Consider the following 19,631-nt stretch of genomic DNA (forward strand, 5'->3'; position numbering starts at 1 on the left):
TATAGTGAATTAATTAAAAGGAGCTTTAATTTGGAAGGAAAATATAGCATAACTCTAGAAACACCTATGGGAGAAGAGAAGGGTATACTAGAACTTAAGGTTAATGGCGATAATGCAAGTGGCACTATTATCGCAAAAAATAAGAAAAATCCTTTTACAGGTGGACAAATAAAAGGTAGCAAACTTACATTCAGTGGAAAGTTAAAGATAGCTTTTATGACCTTTGCTTATACAGCAGATTGTGTTATTGAAAATGGTGTTTTAAAAGGAACTGTAAGTACTAAACACGGTGGGTTCAAGGTAAAGGGAAATAAAATTTAAAAAATAAAGTTTGCATTGCTTTGTTACCAGCAAAGCAATGCGGTTATATTTTTATAAGTCTTTATTATACATAATACTTTGCCTGGGCATTATACATTTTAGCATAATGCTGCTCCTCCTCTTGAATTAATTCATCATGGCTACCATACTGAACTATTCCTCCATCATGGAATACAGCAATTTTATCACAGAACTTACAGCTTGAAAGCCTATGGGATATATAAACTGCTGTTTTCTTTTCTACTAATTCATCAAATTTCTTATAAATTTCATATTCAGAAATAGGATCTAAGGCTGCTGTAGGTTCATCTAGAACAATTATAGGCGCATTCTTATAAATTGCCCGTGCAATGGCAAGTTTTTGAGACTGTCCTCCTGAAAACTCTATGCCTTCTTTATCGAAATTTTTATAAATAGAGGTAAATATTCCCTTAGGTAATTTCTTAAAGTCTTCCTCTAATCCAGCTTGGTTTAAAATGTTAATAATCTCTTTCTCACTATTATCACCACTGCTATTTAATGCAATATTCTCTTTTATTGAGAAAGCTAAAAGCTTAAAGTCTTGAAATACAACGGAGAGTAATTTAATATATTCCTTATAATCATATTCATTGATATTTTTGCCATCAAGAAGCACTTCTCCTTCGCTAGGTTCGTAAAGCCTTGTAAGCAATTTTATAAAGGTTGTTTTACCTGCACCATTACGACCTACCACAGAGAGTCTTTCTCCTGAATGTATTTTAATAGATACGTTTTTTAATGCATAATCCTTACTGCGAGGATATCTAAAAGAAACATTTTTAAATTCTATCTCATGGCTTTCTATATCTTCTATACTTTTATCTCCCTTTGTATTTTGCGAAACAATATTTTCGAAATCTCTATACAATTGTAGGTGTCCGCAATACTGTCTAATTTCAATAAATGCGTTAATAATTGAGGATAAAGCTGCAGTAAACCCGCTAGCTGCACTAGCATACAGAGTGAAATTACCAATGCTTAAGTCACTAAAAATTACTTTATAGCACAAATATCCGTAAACTATAACAACTTGAAGTTGCAAATTTATATTTGTAACTCCAGAATACTTACCTTGTGTGGGATATAATTTGGAACCGAGTTCTAAGATCCTTGTTGTAAATTTTTTGGATTTTGATAATATTAAGGGGGCCATATTATAAAGTCTGATGTCCTTGCCTAAGGAAAAATCCGCTGTCAGCGTTCCGAAATAGCCAAAGGCACGATTATTTGGTATAGAAGCCTGGTTAGATTTAAACTCTAGTTTTTGAGCTTTATCATATATCTTTGAGTTTAGAGCAATTATAGCCAAAATCAGCAAAATAATAAGAGGATTTAACATAGATATAATAGCTACAAAGCCTATCAAGCTTATTATTTGAGTTATTAATTTTGTAAAGTTATCTATGAGGAAATATATGGAACCATAATTATAAATAACAAACAACGCTCTTTCTTTTAAATCTAAGACTTCTGGATTTTCAGTGTTTTCAAAATCCATATCAACTATTTTTTCAGCTATAACACTATCAAACTCATACATTATCTCTTCATTTTTAATTTTCACTAAAGACTCAAAAAATTTATTTACAATACTCATTATAAAATTACCTATAACTAATATGGATATGAGCATTATAAATACTTCTATACGCTGCTTATTTAAAAGTTCATCAATTATATACTTGGGTATAATAATGGTTAAAAAGGGTGCTATTGATTTAAATAATGATGAAAGTATTAAAATAGGAATATAGCTCTTAGATATCTTATTACTCAACTTTAAAAAATAAAATAATACATCTATATCCTTTTTTACTCCCTCAGTGTTTAATTTTATCATCCTTTACACCCCCACAGCTACTTCTTCTTTATAATATTGTGCTTGAATACTAAACATATTAGCATATTTTCCGCCTTTAGCCAAAAGCTCTTCATGACTGCCATATTCCTCAATTTGGCCATCTTCAAAAAATGCAATTTCATCACAAAAACGTGTGCTGGATAGTCTATGAGATATATAGATAGCTGTCCTATTTCCAATTAATTCATTAAAGCCTTTATATATATTTTCTTCAGAAATTGGATCTAAAGCCGCTGTAGGTTCGTCCAAAATTACAATATCTCCATTCTTATAAAGGGCTCTTGCTATAGCAAGCTTTTGATATTCTCCGCCTGAAAACTCAATGCCATTGTCATCAATAATTTTTAACATATTCGTATTAAGGCCATTTTCTAAAGAATCAATTTTATCCTTAATACCTGCCTTTTTGGCAACTTCATAAATATAGTTCTCATCTAATTTTTCGCAGGAAAGAGCAATATTTTCAGCTACAGTAAAGGCAAATACATTTATGTTTTGAAAAACAACAGAAAGAATTCTATAATACTCTCTTGCATCAAACTTCCAAATGTTAATACCGTTTAGCAAAATCTCCCCCTCCGTTGGTTTATACAATCTTGAGATGAGTTTCACTAAGGTAGTTTTTCCAGCCCCATTTACACCCACAATAGCAAGCTTTTTTCCCGCATTTATTTTAAAAGACAAATTTTTATATATGAAACGATCCGAATTAGGATATTTAAAAGACACATTTTCAAACCTAATTTCATAGGGTTTTTCTAAGGGTATTTCTTCTTCTTTTTTCGCATCTTCATCATCTTTAATATCTAAAAAATCTCTTAAATCGCTAACATATAAGCAACAATATTTTATATGAGCAAAGTCTTTCATTAAATTTTCCATGCAACTAGAAAAACCTGCAATAGTTATTGAATACATAGAAAAGTTTCCTATGGTCAATTTACTCATTAAAATCTGGGAAACTAAATAAGTATAAACAATTCCTTCCCGAACTAAGAAAAATAATGAATCTATTAGAGAAAGTTTAAAGCGATTTTTTTCAATGCTTTTGCTTACCTCAAGCCTTTGTCTATCAAAAGCTTTCTTTTTTTCAGCTAAAAGATTTTTCATATTATAAATTCGAATATCCTTACCGTATTTAAAATCCGACATTGTTGAGTTCGCGTAATTACTTTTTCGTCCGAAATCTGACCGTAAAGGCTCTTGGCTTTTTTCGTAGTTATTAATTTTAACATTCACATAGTAAACAATAATAACATTAACAAGTAGATATAGGAGTATTAATGGATTTAAGGTTACAACTATACTCATATATCCAATAAAGCTGAGAAGGTAACCCAATATAGTAAATAATTTTTGTAAAATTCCGCCTATGCCTTCATAGGGATTTCTAACAGTCTTCCAGGCTTGGTGAATATCATTTAATACCTTTGGATCCTCCGTATGCTTAAAATCCATGCCCATTGCCTTTTCATGGACAAGATCAATGAAATTAAATCTTATATTACTCATTTTCATTCTATATGCACCAACAAAATATGCTTTAAAATAGTTAACCACAGCAGCAATAATAAAGGTAACACCAAGTATTATTGCAATATTATTTACGCGCTTACCATTTAAAAGCTCATCAATAAGCAGTTTAGGTGTAACAATCCAAATAAAAGGTGCTATAGCGATTACAATAGAATTTAAAGCACAAACTAAAATAACTGATTTGTCCCATTTCCAAATATATTTAAGAGTAAAACTAAGGTTGTCCAAAATTGTAAGTGTAGATTTCTTCTTTGTATCCTTCATTATTCTCCCCACCCTGTATTGTAAATATTATCTCAGTTATCCTAGTTTATCATATATTACCTTATAATTACAAGAATAAAGCGGAGAGGTAAAACTACTTTTTCCGCTTACGAATATTACACCTATATAAGGAAATAACAGGTATAATAAATAGTGCCATAGAGAAAACAGCCTAACTGTGTCAAATATCAATAAAGCTACTATGCTTATTAATGAACAAAAGGAAGCATTGAAAATAAAGGAGCAGGTATTTCAGTAATCAAGCTTTCAATATACCTTTTTATACTTTTTCTTCGAGTAATTTATCCATTGAATGTAGAGATCTGGTCTATTACTTTTTAAAAAATTAAAAAAATCTTCTTTGTATCCAATATCCTCTAAACCGCTAATAAGTAAATTGGGAATTGTTGATTTTTTTTTCATAGCCTTAGCAGTATCTATAAGCTTAAGCTCACCAGAAGGCATTACGAAGATATGAAATATTGCTGCATCTTGCCTCAAATAGCCAACCTTAATCATAGCCTCATATAGTTCTATGAGTTTCTTTGAGAGTTGAGGAGTCAATTTTTGCTTTGATAAGTATTCGTTTAATTCAATACCATTAATATATTCCCTTACGATGTAGTTTGCACCGTATTCATAAAGTATAGGAAAATTCATATCTCCTTAAGCCATTAATAAAGTTTTTAGTTCCTCCTTGCACTCTTTTTTTCTTTTAAAAACTTTTATGCACTTTTGGAAGTCTATTCGATATACCTTACCTTGGGTACCTTTGCCTATAAATTCTAAATCTTTTATATTTATATCTATATTTAGCCTAATGTTAATCACCTGTTTCTAAAACAATCTCAATGTCAATATATGCGGAGGATTATATCTTAGGAACATTTAAATTATGAGAGATATAGAATAATTAGTGAAGAAAATTATAGTTATGATGAGAATAAACATCATTTGACAATGAATTATTAATCGATTATTATTATTGATAGATATTGGTTTAAATTAAAAATAGTTTATGAAAGAACAGAAGGATAGATATATATGAATACAATTTCTAATAAAATAGCTGTTGGTGATGCGCATAGCAAGTTGATTTTAGTTGGTGAACATGCAGTTGTTTACGGGAAACCTGCCATTGCTATGCCGTTCTCCTTAAAGGTAAGTTCTAGGATTCAAAAGTCCTATGGAACTATTATGTTTGAATCTGATATTTATAAGGGTTCCATTAACAACATGCCAGTTGAAATGAAAGGAATCTCAGAGTGTATTAAAAAAACATTACATTATTTAAGTGAACCTTTTGAGGGTTTATCCATTGAAATCCATTCATCTATCCCATTAGGAAGGGGATTAGGCTCTAGTTCTGCAGTGGCTATGGCCATTGTAAGAAGCTTGTTTGCCTTCTACGAACAAAAGCTTTCGCAAAAGGAATTGTTTTATTTTGTTCAAATTGCTGAAACCTATGCTCATGGAAGCCCCAGCGGAATTGATATGGCTGCCGAAGCCAGTGAATGTCCTATATGGTTTGAAAAGGGGAAAGAGGCAATTCCTCTTGAGGTAGGTAAGCCTTTATACATGGTGGTTGGGGATACTGGTCGAAAAGGTGATACCCGTACCGCCGTTGAGAATGTGAGAAATAGATATGGTTTAAATCCGGAAAAAGTACAGAAATCATTGGATGAAATAGGGAGGATTGCAGAGGAGGCCAAGGAGGCTCTTTTGCATGAAGATATGCTTACCCTTGGAAAGTTACTTGATCGTAATCAGGAAGAGCTTATGACTCTAGGTGTCAGTGATGATGTTCTCAATGTATTGGTTGAAGCTGCAAGGAATAAAGGGGCATTAGGGGCTAAATTGACTGGAAGCGGTCTTGGAGGTTGTATGATAGCTCTTGCTAATAGTAGGGAGCATGCCAAGGTAATAGCAGAGGAATTATTAAAATCAGGTGCTTTTAAAGCCTGGTATTTTTCAACAGAGGGTGATTTTAATGAAAGCTCCATCTTGTAAAATAATAGTGTAATCAGCAATGTTGGTGAATAGAAAGATTTAACTGATGGATTTATAAATTAGCTGAAAAGCATAAATAGCAAAAATAAAAAGCAAAATACTAATAATATTTTCTATGTTTCTTAGAAATAAAAGGAGGATAACTAAATGCAAGCTACAGCAAAAGCAAATACCAATATTGCATTGATTAAATATTGGGGAAAGCGGGATGATACCTTGTTTTTGCCTATGAATAGCAGTCTGTCTATTACCCTTGATGGATTTTACACCATAACCACTGTTGAATTTTGTAAGGAGCTTGCTAAAGATGCTTTTTTCTTAAATAACCGTCCAGCAAGTGAAAGGGAGTTCAATAAGGTATCGCAATTTCTTAATCATATAAGGAACTTAGCTGGTATTCACTTACCAGCAGTGGTTACCTCTGAAAATAAAGTACCTACAGCAGCGGGATTTGCTTCTTCAGCCTCAGGCTTTGCTGCATTAGCAGCTGCGGCAGCAAAGGCGGCAAATTTGGAGTTAAGCAAAAAGGAACTATCCATACTTGCTCGTCAAGGCTCAGGATCTGCCTGCCGTTCTATTTATGGTGGGTATGTAGAATGGCAAAAGGGCATAGAGTCAGATGGAAGTGATTCCTTTGCAAATCAGCTTTTGCCTGAAGAGGATTGGAATATTAGTATACTTTCGGTTTTAGTAGCTTCAGAAGAAAAAAAGGTATCCAGCAGAGAAGGTATGAAGCGAACTGTGGACACATCACCCTTTTATGATGGGTGGCTTCATACTGTTCAAAAGGATTTTGAAACTGCAAAAGAGGCTATAAAGTCCAAAGATTTTGAAAAGCTAGGAAAGGTAGTGGAAGCCAATTCTCTAAAGATGCATGCTACCATGCTTGGAGCTGAACCGCCCATTTTGTATTGGCAAAGCGGAACCATGGAGATAATGCACCACATACAAAAACTTAGGTTATCAGGTATTCTCGCTTATTTTACCATAGATGCAGGTGCAAATGTGAAAGTGCTTTGTTTACCTTCAGATGAACAATCCGTGTACGAGTCTCTATTAACTTTGCCTGCTGTTCAAAGCGTTATTACATGTCATCCGGGTTCAGGAGTTACGTATTTATCTTGAAATAAATAAAATCTATTAAATATATAATAAAACAATTTCAACAATAGGAGTTAGATTAATGAATAGTGAAAATGCAAAATTAAATGAATCACCTAAAGGAAAGGATTGTAAAAAGAATATAGAGGTCTGGGAGGATGTAGTACGTATTAAGGATTTGGTTATAGCACTTGTTATATGTAGTGCTACTGCATTTGGTGGATATATTGTAGCACCAAATAAGCCTCCAAAGCCTCTATTATTTGGTTTATTAGGAGCAATAATAGGATTTGTAATATGTAGTATTATTATTAAACCTAAAAGAATATTTATAGAAACTAATCAGGAGGATTAACATGAGTATTACTTTGATTTTACAGATGATTCTTGCTTCTGCTATTGCAGCGGTAATGTATACAGTGATTGGAGCTGCTCCAGGAGCTGATGAAACTGCAACTATTGCACCTATTACATTAGTGTTGGTTTTATCAGGATTACAGCCTGTTGTAATCCTGTCCTTCTTTATATCAGCTATTGTTGCAAGTAAATTGATAGATGCTGTGCCTATATCAATAGCAGGAATTCCTGCCGGTGTTATGTCTACTCCTATGGTAGAACATGCAATGGTACTAAAAAAGAATGGATTAACAGATACTAGTATTAGAAAGATTGCCTCAGGTGCAATTGTTGGTACTATGATTTCAATACCTGTTAGTTTATTTTTAGCTAAGGCTTTAGTACCTTTTGCAAATGTTATTAAGCAATATGGAGATCCAGTATTTTTCATTGGAGCCATATTGCTAGCTTTAATGAGTAAAAATAAGTGGATTTCTCTTGCTGTAATACTACCTTTTGCTATACTTATTCAAGGTCTTAGATATCTTTATTGGGGTATTGGAGCTGTGCCAAAAGGAACTAATGTATTTACATCATTCTTTTTAGCAATTACAATAGGGCCTGTTATATTAACTCTATTTGAACTATTAAATAAAGAGAAGAGAGACAGCCTTAAAAGATTTGACAAGAATATAATTCATTTAAGAAGTACAGAAGAAATTAAAAAATTTCCCAATCCATTTAAAATCTTAACCAAAAAGGAGGTTGGGTATAGTGCACTGGCTTCGCTTATTGGAACAGTTACCTTTATTTTAAGTCCTGTTGGGCTTACTACCTTCTTAGGGGAGTTGTTTGCTAGTGGCACAAAAGACCCTGTGGAAAAAGCTTCTCTTGCTGTATCCTGCATGGAAGCATTAGCACAGGCAACTTATTTTTCAGGAACATTAATTCCTCTTATTGCTCTTGGAATACCATTATCTCCAATGGCACTTGGACCGGCAAATCCATTATTTAATGCTCCTCCGGTATTTACGCTACAGCATAATATACACCATATATTAACTAGCTCAGATTTTGTTATAGCAACTGTAATCGGGGCAGCTGTTGCTGCGGCTTTTACATACTATGTTACGGTAAAGTACTCACAGCAAATATGTACCTTTGTATTCAAAAAAATACCACATGAAGCAATGCTAGGCTTGTTCTTTAGCTTGGTATTGTTACTTGCTTTTATGGATGCGGGATTAGTTAATGTTGCTGGAGTATTACTAATTGGTATTGTAGCCGGTGTATTACATCGCTTAGGAGTTAATTATGGTGTACAATTTATGATTTTGTATTCTGCGCCATGGATTACTAAAATACTAGCAGGTCAGTAGAGAAAATATGTTATAAGTTTTGAGCATTACTTTTAAAATAGCCTAATAATTTGAAGGGAGGAATAAATATGACTTACTCAAGCTATAAGGTAAAAACACCAGGAAAACTCATGATTGCAGGAGAGTATGCTGTGCTCGAGCCAAAGCAAAAGGCTGTGGTCATTGGGATAAATCGTTATGTAACAGTTCATATAAAGCCTTGCAAGCAAAATAAGCCTTCCCTTTCGCAAAGGGGATCAGAGGATATCACATGGGAAATAAGGGATGGAAAGGTGCAATTTAGTGTAGATGATTCGTCATTAGGCTTTATTAAAAATTCCATCTCTGTGGTGAAGCAGTTTTTACAAGAGAAGTCAGTGATATTGCATCCCTTTCAGTTAGAGATTAGAAGTGATCTTGATGATCCCTTAACGGGTAAAAAATATGGACTTGGTTCAAGTGCTGCCGTGGTGGTGGCAGTTATTTCAGCTATGCTGCAGCTAAGTAGAGAAGTAAAAGAACCTCCTGCTCTTGAAGAAATTTTTAAACTATCAGCCATTGCTCATTTAAAAACTCAAGAAAATGGTTCCGGAGCCGATGTGGCTGCTGCTGTTTATGGAGGATGGATTGAGTATTCTGCCTTTGATGGGAAATGGCTATTAAATCAATTAGAGCAAGGGATGAAACTTAGATCTGTCATAGAGAAACCTTGGCCAAACCTCTCTATTAGACCATTAACCCCTCCACCCTTGCTTCAGTTAGCGGTGGGATGGACAAAAAAAACAGCAGCAACAGCACCGATGATTAGGAGTTTTCAACATTTTCGTCATCAAAATATAGAAGCTTACAAGGAATTTTTAAGTGAAAGCTCTATTGCAGTAGAAGCATTGATACAAAGCTTTGAAGCAAGAGACTATACGGAGTCTATTAATAGTGTTGCACAAAACCGCAAAGCTCTATTGAAACTAGGTGAAGAGGCTGGTATCACCATTGAGACTGATAAGTTAAAAACTCTATGTTCTATTGCTGAAACCTTTGGAAGCGGTAAATCATCGGGAGCAGGAGGCGGAGATTGTGGTATTGCTTTTTTAAAGGATAGTGCTTCAATGGAAGAGCTACATAATGCATGGAAAGAGGCTGATATTACTCCTTTAAATTTAACTGTATCTAATACAGGAGTTTCTATAGAGAAGATAGCTGTGAATTATGAAGGCAATGTCAGGAATACAAACAAAGGTTAAAAGATATTAAATGTCATAAGATTAATAAAAACATAGATATTATATTGATTGTAAAGACCACGTTGGAGTAAAGTTCAATGTGGTCTTAAATAATTAATAGAGCTAAAATATGATATAATTAAAGGAAAAAATTGAAACATGTGTTTAAAGGGCAATGAAAATGAAAAAGAGGAAAAAGTCATCAAGTAAAGAAATCTATGATGAGTATAATCAAGAAATATGAAATATAAGATAGTGTTATTTCTGAAGAGATAAATTAGGAGGAGAATTAATATGTTATCACAAGATAAAATAAAAAGTTTAATACACCATTCAAATTTTGACCTATGTAAATATGCATTAGAATATTTCAGTGAGAGCTTTAGTAAAGATGAAGAAGTTTTAGGTTTAGCTTTAGAGGTTATAGAAAAACTAAATTCTTTTGATGAAAGAAAGGTATTAATATATCTTTCCAACTTATATATTAATGAAGAAAATTTTATAACCATATTAAATAAACTTTCAAGAAAAAATTCTAATTATGATCTTTATGAGAAAATACTTATTAATGCAGAAATAAGTTTATTAGAAAAGTATGAAAAACAATTAAATACAGCAATAAAATTAATGAAAAATTCATTTAAGCAAAGGATTATAGTACATAATAAAACTACTAATGAATTGTTAGAAGAACTTAAGAAGTTTTCTGAAAAAAATAATAATAAGTATATTAATGAGTTTGATTTTAAATATGGTAAAAACATAGCATATGAACTAAGCATGAGGAAAGATATACCGATAGATAAGCTATTAAAAGACTTTAAACAAAATGGGGTAGAAGATGAATATGATGGATACTATGAAGGATATTTAGCCTATTTGTTTGGTGAATTAAAAGAAGAAAAGGCGATATCGCTGCTTATTCCTAAATTAGGTAGTGAGGGAGATTTAATTAATGAAGAAGCGATGAAAGGCTTAGGTAAAATAGGAAGTGATAAAGTAGTAGAGGAAATATATCAAAATTTTAAAAATAATACGTGGGAATATAAATTATTTGCTTCAGGAGTACTTACAATAATAAAGACAGAATACAGCGAAAAAATTAATGAAGAATTATTTATGCAGGAAGAAGACCTTTCTATAAAAACAGAATTGGCTGCTAATTTATGCAAGCTGTTCTCAAAGCAAGCTATTGAACCAATTAAGGAGATGATATTAAAAGAAGGATACGATGAGGATAATAGAGATTTAAGAGAAGATTTAATATATAACGCTATAGCTAATAATGTGGAGTTTGAAGAAATGAGCAGCTGGCTAAAAGATTTGGAAAAAGAAAAGAGTAGAACAAATAATATTTTTAAGTCAACGCTACCTATAGCTAATCAAAATAAGATAGGAAGAAATGAAACTTGCCCATGCGGAAGTGGAAAAAAGTACAAGAAGTGTTGTGGAACATCCGAAAAGTAGTTAATATGCAGTATATTATTATGCTTAATAGGACTATACACAACTAACATGCCATTTTGATAGCTTTAGCCAATGGATAATAATAAGGGGATGCAGAGGCATTGGATACTATGTTAGTAGTAAAGTGGAGGTTGCTATGAATAATGTTATATATGAAAAAGTAAATTTAAATCAAAATCTACCTGCCTTGGTGGGATACTTTGGTGAAGAGAATTTCGATATGAAAAAACAGTTCTATATACCACCTCATTGGCATAGAAGTATAGAAATGACATTTGTTAAAAAATTAAAAAATAACATTAAAATGGACAAAAAATAACAACAATAATTAAATAAAAAATGATAACCTTTAAATAAGGAAAGGGAACGCGCATATTTAGTTAAAAACAAAGTGCGCGTTTAATTTTACAATATTATAAAAACGATTTATGTATAGAATTAAGAAGGGAGGGGTAATATTGATTCATCAACTGGACGTATTTATGCTCCAGGTGCATTATTATACAATGTAAATATACAATTTACAATGCATCTTAGATCCTGAGAAAATTTTAATTGGTGGAGGTATTTCTAAACAAGCAATTTTAGTGAAAAAAATTAGAGAAAATTTACAAAAAATATATGCAACAATCCTATTTGATATTCCACATGCCATAGTAGATACATGTAAATATTTTAATGATTCTAATCTGATTGGAGCTTTATATAATTATTATCTACAATTTCCAGAAGAATAAAACATGAAATATTAAAAGGGAGAAATAAAAGAATGAGCAGAAAATATTCACAAGAATTATTAGATAAAATCATAGAGAGACAAGGAATAGTTAACATTAAAGGCGCGGAAGTTTTAGTAAAGAAGCTACCTGATAGTGATGAGAGAGGGGCAATGGATCCACGTCTTTACAAGGATATGAAAAAGCAAATAATTTTGATGAAATTTATGCCTAAAAGTTTATTGAAAATGGATATTTCTCCAAAATCAATTGGTAAATTAAGAAAGATGTTTTGTGAAATTAAGAGTAATCCAATGGTTGAAAAGAAGATTGATATCATTCATGGAACTGTAAAAGCTACAGATGGATATAAAATACCAGTACGTATTTACAAATCTGAAACTGTAAAGGAAAATGCACCAATTCTTTATTATATTCATGGAGGTGGATTCTTTGGTGGTTCACCTGATGTTGTTGAAGAATTAGTAAAATTAATTGTTGAAAAGACAGATATTTTAGCGATATCAGTTGACTATCGTTTATGTCCTGAAAATCCATATCCAACAGGGCATGAAGACTGTTATTCAGTATTAAAATGGATTTATGATAATACGGAAAGTCTTGGTGGTAATAAAAATAATATCTTTGTAGCAGGAGATAGTGCTGGTGGAAATTTAACTCAGTACTGTACTACAAAAGATATGGAGCAGGGATTAGGTATGGTAAAAGGTCAATTATTGCTTTATCCTACTCTAAATATGGCAAAGGTTGAAGATGAGTTCTTTAAATGGAGTAGAGATGAATATGAAATTGCTCCAAAATATAAAGCAGGTATAGAAATGATTCTAGGAATGTTCGAAGGATTATCAGGAGGTTTAGGAGAGATTTTAGGTACTACCGATATTAAAAATGAATATCTAAGCCCATATATTCGAGAGCCAAAAGGACTTCCTCCAACATTTATTACAGTTGGAGAACATGATTTTCTAAAAGTAGAATGTTTAGCATATGCAGCAAAGCTTACTAAGGCAGGTGTTGAAACAAAAACAGTATTGTATAAAGGATTAGGGCATGCTTACGGAGACAATGTAGGAGTTTATCCACAAAGTGAAGATTGTGCAATTGAAATGGGAAATTTCATTTTAAGGTACAGTAGATAAAATGGTGGACTTTAAAAGGTATGATTTGCATCCACCATAGAAATATAGTAGATTTTGCCTTTTCTTAAACAATGTAAGCACTTGCCAACTAGGTTAGGAAGAAAAGAATGGCTTATGTTGTTGAGCAAAAAAACTTACTTTAAAATAATTACAGGTGAAGCAAGTTTGAAAAATCAATATTCGCCATAAATCAACAAATATTTACACAGTTATATTGATATTTAAAATAAGTTATACTATTATAATCAATGTAATGTTTCATAAAGGTGGTGTCTATTATTAAATCTATTGTAAAAAATATTGTATTTTTCGGTTTCATTATGGGTACTGTTGTTGGTATTTTTTGTTGGTCATTTATGTCTCTTATAAATCTATCAAGTAATTTTTTGTGGCAGGAGCTGCCTTATATTATAAAAGTAAGCGATTTTATAATGACTATAATTCTATGTATAGTAGGAGGACTAATAATAGGTTTTTGTCAAAAGTTTTTAGGGCTTTATCCAAAAGAAATGGAAGAAATACTTCACGAATACAAGGTTACAAAAACTATTGATTATAAACCTCTACCTAAATATATTATATGCGCTTTTCTACCGCTAATTTTTGGAGGAAGTATAGGTCCTGAAGCTGGCCTCTTTGGAATGGTAGCTATGCTTTCAACTTTTTTAAGTGTAAAAATTAAAAATTCAAATCCTGAATTAAAAGAGGAATTTATAGAAGCATCTACCAGTGCTGTGCTTACTGCTATTTTTCAGGTGCCTATTTTTAGTTTATTTTCTTATGACAAAAATTCAATTTATAAGGTACAGCCTATTTTTAAAAAAATATTAAATTATTTTACATATAGCTGTACAGTCTTATCTGCTTATTTTATTATAAAATTTTTAAATAATTTAATACATAAAGAGAGTTTTATTTTTAAATTGGCCTCAAATCATATTTCTAATAAGGATTTGTTGCTTTTTATACCTATTTTAATTCTGTCGATAATAATAGGTCTATCTTTTAATTATATGGGACATATAATAGAATGTATTTGCAAAAAAACTAAAATAAATTTAAATCCATTTATGGCTGCCATAATTGGCGGATTTATTTTAGCATTTTTAGGAGCTTATTTTCCTCTTACACTTTTTTCAGGAGAGCATGCTTTAAGGGAAGTTATTAATAATGTTGGTGAACTTGGAATTCCATACTTATTGCTTATTGCTTTTTTGAAAATGTTAGCTACTAAAATATCTATTAATTTTCGATGGGTAGGGGGACAAATATTTCCTATAATATTTACTTCCTTTTGTATAGCATTTGCTCTTAGTGGTATATTGAAGGTTGATCCAACTTATGTTGTAGCTATTACTGCAACTGGAGTAATTACAGTAGTGCTTAGAAAACCTATTATAGCTATAGTTTTAATATTTTTATTCTTACCTATGACATATTGGATTTTTGCCATAGTATCATCTTTCTCAATAAATTTTATAATTAATAAATTTATATATAAAACATCTCTAAACTTATAGAACTATATAATTAAAACCCTCGACCTAAAAAATGTCGGGGGTTTTTAGCTTCTTCTAATATTTTTTTATGATGGTGAGAATCTGATTAAATTAACTTTCGTTATTACTGCCCGATTTCTAGTTCCAGGACTATTAAGCATATGCCATGCAGTGTATTGTTCAGGGTAAAGATTATTGGCGGACATGGAGTCAACAGGAACAATAACATTGAAGCCACGGAAGGCCGCACTAGTCGCCGTATGAAGCACTGCACCATTGGCGGCATAGCCAGTAATTATAACAGTTTTAATGCCCTTTGCCTGCAATATTTCTTCTAAATTGGTTTTATAGAATTTATCTACATTTGATTTTACGATAGGATCTTTGGGTAAAGGAGCTAACTGTTTGAAGATATCCTCAGGATTTCCGCTAGGTATAAGGCTATAGACAACTAACATTTGATTTTTTCGTGCTTTAGTCAATAAATTATAAATATTAGGAATAGAGCCTATACAGCGAGGGCTTTTGCAGATAGAGTTCTCCATATCTAATATTAATAGAGCGCTAGTTTTTGGGTCAACTGCTACTGATTTCAATTCAGGGGCAGGAGGGATAGGTACTGTATTCCATTTATCGATAATGGTTTGATCTGTTGTCTCAGCCCTCGTATGGCTAAAGGACAAGTGTCCATTATATTTAGGATTTCCGGTACTGAAGCATTCAAACCATTGACCATGAATAGGACAAAAATATATCACATTAATCCTCCTAATATGTCTTTATATGATTATATATTATGTAATGGGCAAGAGAAGGTGATCGTAAATTTAATATTGTATTCAGCGCTATCATGTGAAGTATATATAAATAGTGTAGAATTTTTATATAAGGGTATAGTATGATTAACCTTAATAAAAGATATAATTAACAAATTAAAAAATAGCATTTTAGAATAGAAGTTGCATTTTAGAGGAACATTAATTATAGTGTTACATTAATATAAAATATGTTTTGGAGGAGATTATTATGCAACTTGCGACCCATGAATTACATGATTTACATGAATTGATAGTAAGCTGTGTGAATTCTATCACTAATATGGCTTTGTTTAAAAACATGGCACAAGATCAAGAGCTAAAAACAATGATAGACATGCATTTTCCAGCACATGTTCAGGATTATAATATGAAGGTTCAATATGTAAAGAATGCTACAGGAGCAAATCAAAAGCTTAACATTCCTAATTTAAACGTGGCTCTTAAAGATTTTACTAAGTCACCAGTTAATGAATTTCCACCAATTACTCCAGGTACAAGTTTACAAAAATTGAATGATAGAGAAATAGCTACTGCTTATTTACTAACTTTAAAAAGAGCAGGAAGAGAATATGCATGGAGTGCAATGGAAGCTAGTAACCCAGAGATAAGACAATTTTTAAAGGATGCTTTTACAATGAGCTGTAATCATGCTTATGATGTGTGGCAATGGATGGTAAAGAAGGGTTATTATCCTTTATCACCTGCACCTGAAAATGAAACAAATGTTATAGCTTCTATATATAATGAAGTAAAATAATATTGAAAAGACACTATCATAAAGTAATATGGATAGTGTCTTTATTGATTTTAATAAGAATTTTATATTTAGGTTTGGGGCTTTAATATCACTTTTATGCAATTATCATCCTTGCTATCAAAAATTCTGTATGCATGCTCCCCTTTATCTATGGAGAGCTTATGAGTTATTATATCTGTTGCATCAAATTTACCAGTACTAATTAACTTTAAAATAGGATCAATATAAGAATTGGCTGGACATTGGCCCATTTTTAAGGTAATATTTCTAGAGAAAAAATCTCCCAAAGGAAACCCGTTATATCTAGCGCCATAAACTCCTACTAACACCACAGTACCGCATTTTCTTACTGCCTGTGTTGAGATTTCAATAGCGGATTTCGAACCTCCCTGAAGCTTTAATACACTTTCTATTTTCTCTATAGTAGACATTTTTCCATCCATACCAACGCAATCTATTACGGAATCCGCTCCTCCGCTGGTTATTTCCTTTAGATATTCTCCAGTATTATCATATTGTTGAAAATTCACTGTTTCTACTTGGTTATATTTCTTTGCATGCTCTAATCTATAATCTATACAATCTACAGCAATTACCCTCTTTGCTCCTTTATATATAGCCCATTTTTGAGCTAGCAATCCTACAGGGCCGCAACCTAAAACTACCACAGTGTCTCCAGGCTTTACTTCAGCCATATCTACTCCCCAAAGAGAGGTAGGTAAAATATCAGTTAAAAACAGTACTTGTTCATCAGATAATCCCTCGGGTACAACTTTAGGGCCTACATTGCCATAAGGAACTCTTAAAAATTGTGCTTGGCCGCCATCGTATCCACCAAAGGTGTCACTGTAGCCAAGTAGCCCTCCGGTTTCACCATTAGCATTAGAATTGTCGCATTGACTCCATAGGTCATGTTCACAATACCAACAGTGACCGCAAGAAACAGGAAAGGGGACAACAACTCTATCACCCTTCTTCACTTTGGTAACTTCTTTACCTACTTCTTCTACTATTCCCATAGTTTCATGGCCTAGTATAAAACCCCTAGGTAGGTTAGGAACAAAGCCATGAATTAAATGAAGATCAGAGCCACAGATGGCGGTAGAGGTTACTTTAACGATTATATCGTCATTCTTTTGAATTTTTGGATCTTCTACATTTCTAACTTTAACATTTCTTATACCTTCGTAAACTATCGCTTTCAATGCCTATCACCTACTTTAGTTATATGATACGTATTTATTATGACCATAAGTTGGCTTCAATATAAATGAATTCATGAAAATCTATTTAGATGCAGGTGTCAATATTTATACCATCAGCATAGAATACTAAAGTGAGAATTGTTTTGGAGGATTCCATTGAAGACTAATACTATTAAAGAAATAGCACTTTTTGAGAACAGTTTTTGGCTACAGATTTTAGGAGACCACTCTAGATTTATCTTAAATGCACTTTCACCCAAGGAAAAGCCTTTCATTCATGAAGCTAATGAATTCATTAAACTCTTTGATACTTTACTAGAGAAGACTCGTAGACCAATTTCTACAGAAGAGCTTGCGGATTTAAATTGTGAGGCTTATAATGCTGCAATGAAAATTAGAGAGTTTAAGTTATCCATTCTCACTAAGCAGCTTGAGGAAAAAATCAACATTTCACTACCGCCAACCTTCATAAATCATATGCTTAACGAACTAGATGAATATATCTTTATTTTAAATGCTTTGATAATGGGGAATATACCTGTTGCTAGAGATATTCACCTTCATTTGCTTTGGCTACCTGATGGAGCAGGACATGCCTCTACCATAGCTAATAGCTTAGATTCAACGCAGAAGAAATTAATTAAGAAGAGCAGGGAATATGCAAAAATGTTCAACGACTTGTACCTAAGTGTTATAGAGTATAATGGATTTACAAGAACGGGACTTTGTGATTTTCCTGCACTAAGAAAATTTAATACAGATGCCGATGAAACAATGGATGGCTTTAAAAAGTTCTTAAAGGAGCTAGAGGAGGCTATTATAGAAAAGAAAGCTCTTGGTACACTCTATCCTTTAATATTGGATCATATGTTTAGAGAAGAATGCTATTACCTAACAAAGCTTTCAATGGTTTCTAATACCAAAAATCCTGGCTGTGATCCAACAAAACCTAGAGTTGAAACATAATCAAAAGAAATCAATAAAATAGAAAAGGGTAAGCAGTTTTTTGCTTACCTTACTTTTTTATATAAAGTCTATTCTTTATTACCTTAGAATAAAGTAATGAGCATTAGACGTATTCTCTCTTCTTACAAATCCATAATTAAACCAAGGAAAGTTTTTTAACATTTCTTTAATTGCTTCACCTAGTACAGATACATAGGGGATATAAATGAAGTTTAAAGTAATTGGGTCCTCTATAGCATAGTACCAGCACAGATTGAATTCTCTTGGACTTATTATGCTTAAGCCTGAAAAATGGAAAAATACTAGAGGATTATGATTTACATAAATCTTACCTCCCTGTAAGCTAACTCTATAATCTTGAATATTCCATAATGCAGCATTTGCTCCTAAGGAATTAACGATATGGACATTTTTAAAATTATCAGGCCAATCCTCTACGTAACGCTGATCGCCAAAGGTTTTATTTTCTACATCAATAGCCATGGAGCAACGCTGAAGACACCTTTCCTTCCAATGACTTATGGCAGCTAATGCAGTGCTATCATTTCTGCAACCAACAAAGCCTGTATTGTAGGTACCTGTCAAATCATAAGTAAATTCAAAGGCTTTTGAATTGCGGTGATGAGTAAGATAAAGTGATGCGTTAGGATTTTCTTCAAATATCAGTGAAGGATTTGAATAGAAAAATAGGTCCGCATCAAGATGAGCGTAATAAGTGGCAGAAGGATAATTTTTCAAAACATAGTGGAGGAATGAGGCTTTTGATGTCCAGCAGTATTCGTGGAAACTCCTGTTTGATTTTGCTTTCAATAATTCATCGTCTTCCACCTGGTTCAGATTAAAAACCTTTATATATTCAAAATTAATTTTTGATAAAATCTCATATATCTCTTTGTCCATACATAAAATAAAAAGTTGAAAATTGCTGCAATGGATTTTTAGTGAGCTATACATTGCAATCATTCTAAATAAATGATCCTTTGAAACTACTGAAGTAAAATGATATCTAGCCATA

19 protein-coding genes are annotated in these 19,631 nt (G+C 32.3%); 13 read left to right on the forward strand and 6 right to left on the reverse strand.

The window, feature by feature from the left end; genetic code table 11:
• The first annotated feature begins 30 nt into the window (after positions 1–30).
• Positions 31–321, forward strand: a complete 291-nt coding sequence (locus tag BN2665_RS09805; protein ID WP_055666925.1) for a hypothetical protein — start codon at positions 31–33, stop codon at positions 319–321.
• 64 nt (positions 322–385) lie between these two features.
• On the opposite strand, the gene BN2665_RS09810 is transcribed toward BN2665_RS09805, so the two are convergent.
• The 3 genes from BN2665_RS09810 to BN2665_RS09820 all read right to left on the reverse strand — a co-directional run bounded on the left by BN2665_RS09810 (position 386) and on the right by BN2665_RS09820 (position 4,663).
• Complete coding sequence (locus BN2665_RS09810) at positions 386–2,182, reverse strand: ABC transporter ATP-binding protein (RefSeq protein ID WP_055666926.1); 1,797 nt, start codon at positions 2,180–2,182, stop codon at positions 386–388.
• Between the two features lie 3 nt (positions 2,183–2,185).
• A complete protein-coding gene (locus tag BN2665_RS09815) occupies positions 2,186–4,003 on the reverse strand; it encodes an ABC transporter ATP-binding protein (protein ID WP_055666927.1) in 1,818 nt (605 codons plus the stop codon).
• A gap of 267 nt (positions 4,004–4,270) precedes the next feature.
• Positions 4,271–4,663 carry a hypothetical protein gene (locus BN2665_RS09820; protein ID WP_242865929.1) on the reverse strand — a complete coding sequence of 131 codons (393 nt, stop codon included), beginning with the start codon at positions 4,661–4,663 and terminating at the stop codon, positions 4,271–4,273.
• A 384-nt stretch (positions 4,664–5,047) separates the two neighbouring features.
• Between BN2665_RS09820 and mvk the strand changes: the two genes are divergently transcribed.
• The 10 genes from mvk to BN2665_RS09865 all read left to right on the forward strand — a co-directional run bounded on the left by mvk (position 5,048) and on the right by BN2665_RS09865 (position 14,891).
• The gene (mvk, locus tag BN2665_RS09825) at positions 5,048–6,013 is read left to right on the forward strand and encodes a mevalonate kinase (RefSeq protein ID WP_055666928.1); all 966 of its coding nucleotides are present in this window, start codon (positions 5,048–5,050) and stop codon (positions 6,011–6,013) included.
• 147 nt (positions 6,014–6,160) lie between these two features.
• On the forward strand, positions 6,161–7,138 hold the full coding sequence (mvaD, locus tag BN2665_RS09830) for a diphosphomevalonate decarboxylase (protein WP_055666929.1): 978 nt from the start codon (positions 6,161–6,163) through the stop codon (positions 7,136–7,138).
• Positions 7,139–7,196: 58 nt separating this feature from the next.
• Complete coding sequence (locus BN2665_RS09835) at positions 7,197–7,469, forward strand: hypothetical protein (protein WP_055666930.1); 273 nt, start codon at positions 7,197–7,199, stop codon at positions 7,467–7,469.
• 1 nt (position 7,470) lies between these two features.
• A complete protein-coding gene (locus BN2665_RS09840; RefSeq protein ID WP_055666931.1) occupies positions 7,471–8,829 on the forward strand; it encodes a tripartite tricarboxylate transporter permease in 1,359 nt (452 codons plus the stop codon).
• A 68-nt stretch (positions 8,830–8,897) separates the two neighbouring features.
• The gene (locus BN2665_RS09845; RefSeq protein WP_055666932.1) at positions 8,898–10,049 is read left to right on the forward strand and encodes a phosphomevalonate kinase; all 1,152 of its coding nucleotides are present in this window, start codon (positions 8,898–8,900) and stop codon (positions 10,047–10,049) included.
• A 273-nt stretch (positions 10,050–10,322) separates the two neighbouring features.
• Positions 10,323–11,495, forward strand: coding sequence for an SEC-C metal-binding domain-containing protein (locus tag BN2665_RS26975; RefSeq protein WP_055666933.1), 1,173 nt, complete (start codon positions 10,323–10,325; stop codon positions 11,493–11,495).
• 136 nt (positions 11,496–11,631) lie between these two features.
• On the forward strand, positions 11,632–11,814 hold the full coding sequence (locus tag BN2665_RS09855; RefSeq protein ID WP_055666934.1) for a hypothetical protein: 183 nt from the start codon (positions 11,632–11,634) through the stop codon (positions 11,812–11,814).
• A 193-nt stretch (positions 11,815–12,007) separates the two neighbouring features.
• A complete protein-coding gene (locus tag BN2665_RS26245) occupies positions 12,008–12,232 on the forward strand; it encodes an ROK family protein (protein WP_341452627.1) in 225 nt (74 codons plus the stop codon).
• Positions 12,233–12,264: 32 nt separating this feature from the next.
• Complete coding sequence (locus tag BN2665_RS09860) at positions 12,265–13,371, forward strand: alpha/beta hydrolase (protein ID WP_055666935.1); 1,107 nt, start codon at positions 12,265–12,267, stop codon at positions 13,369–13,371.
• A 356-nt stretch (positions 13,372–13,727) separates the two neighbouring features.
• A complete protein-coding gene (locus BN2665_RS09865; protein WP_055666936.1) occupies positions 13,728–14,891 on the forward strand; it encodes a chloride channel protein in 1,164 nt (387 codons plus the stop codon).
• A gap of 65 nt (positions 14,892–14,956) precedes the next feature.
• Here the strand turns inward: BN2665_RS09865 and BN2665_RS09870 are convergent, their stop codons facing one another.
• On the reverse strand, positions 14,957–15,628 hold the full coding sequence (locus BN2665_RS09870) for a cysteine hydrolase family protein (RefSeq protein ID WP_055666937.1): 672 nt from the start codon (positions 15,626–15,628) through the stop codon (positions 14,957–14,959).
• A 268-nt stretch (positions 15,629–15,896) separates the two neighbouring features.
• Between BN2665_RS09870 and BN2665_RS09875 the strand changes: the two genes are divergently transcribed.
• A complete protein-coding gene (locus tag BN2665_RS09875) occupies positions 15,897–16,445 on the forward strand; it encodes a spore coat protein (RefSeq protein ID WP_055666938.1) in 549 nt (182 codons plus the stop codon).
• A 68-nt stretch (positions 16,446–16,513) separates the two neighbouring features.
• On the opposite strand, the gene BN2665_RS09880 is transcribed toward BN2665_RS09875, so the two are convergent.
• Positions 16,514–17,650 (reverse strand): zinc-dependent alcohol dehydrogenase, encoded by a 1,137-nt coding sequence (locus BN2665_RS09880; RefSeq protein WP_055666939.1) that lies wholly within the window; start codon positions 17,648–17,650, stop codon positions 16,514–16,516.
• A gap of 156 nt (positions 17,651–17,806) precedes the next feature.
• Here BN2665_RS09880 and BN2665_RS09885 point away from each other — a divergent pair, with 156 nt between their 5' ends.
• Positions 17,807–18,616, forward strand: coding sequence for a DUF2935 domain-containing protein (locus tag BN2665_RS09885; protein ID WP_055666940.1), 810 nt, complete (start codon positions 17,807–17,809; stop codon positions 18,614–18,616).
• A gap of 78 nt (positions 18,617–18,694) precedes the next feature.
• On the opposite strand, the gene BN2665_RS09890 is transcribed toward BN2665_RS09885, so the two are convergent.
• Complete coding sequence (locus BN2665_RS09890) at positions 18,695–19,630, reverse strand: putative nucleotide-diphospho-sugar transferase (protein ID WP_055666941.1); 936 nt, start codon at positions 19,628–19,630, stop codon at positions 18,695–18,697.
• Between the last annotated feature and the right edge of the window lies 1 nt (position 19,631).

Source organism: Desnuesiella massiliensis, assembly GCF_001403615.1.
GTDB classification, from domain to species: domain Bacteria; phylum Bacillota; class Clostridia; order Clostridiales; family Clostridiaceae; genus Desnuesiella; species Desnuesiella massiliensis.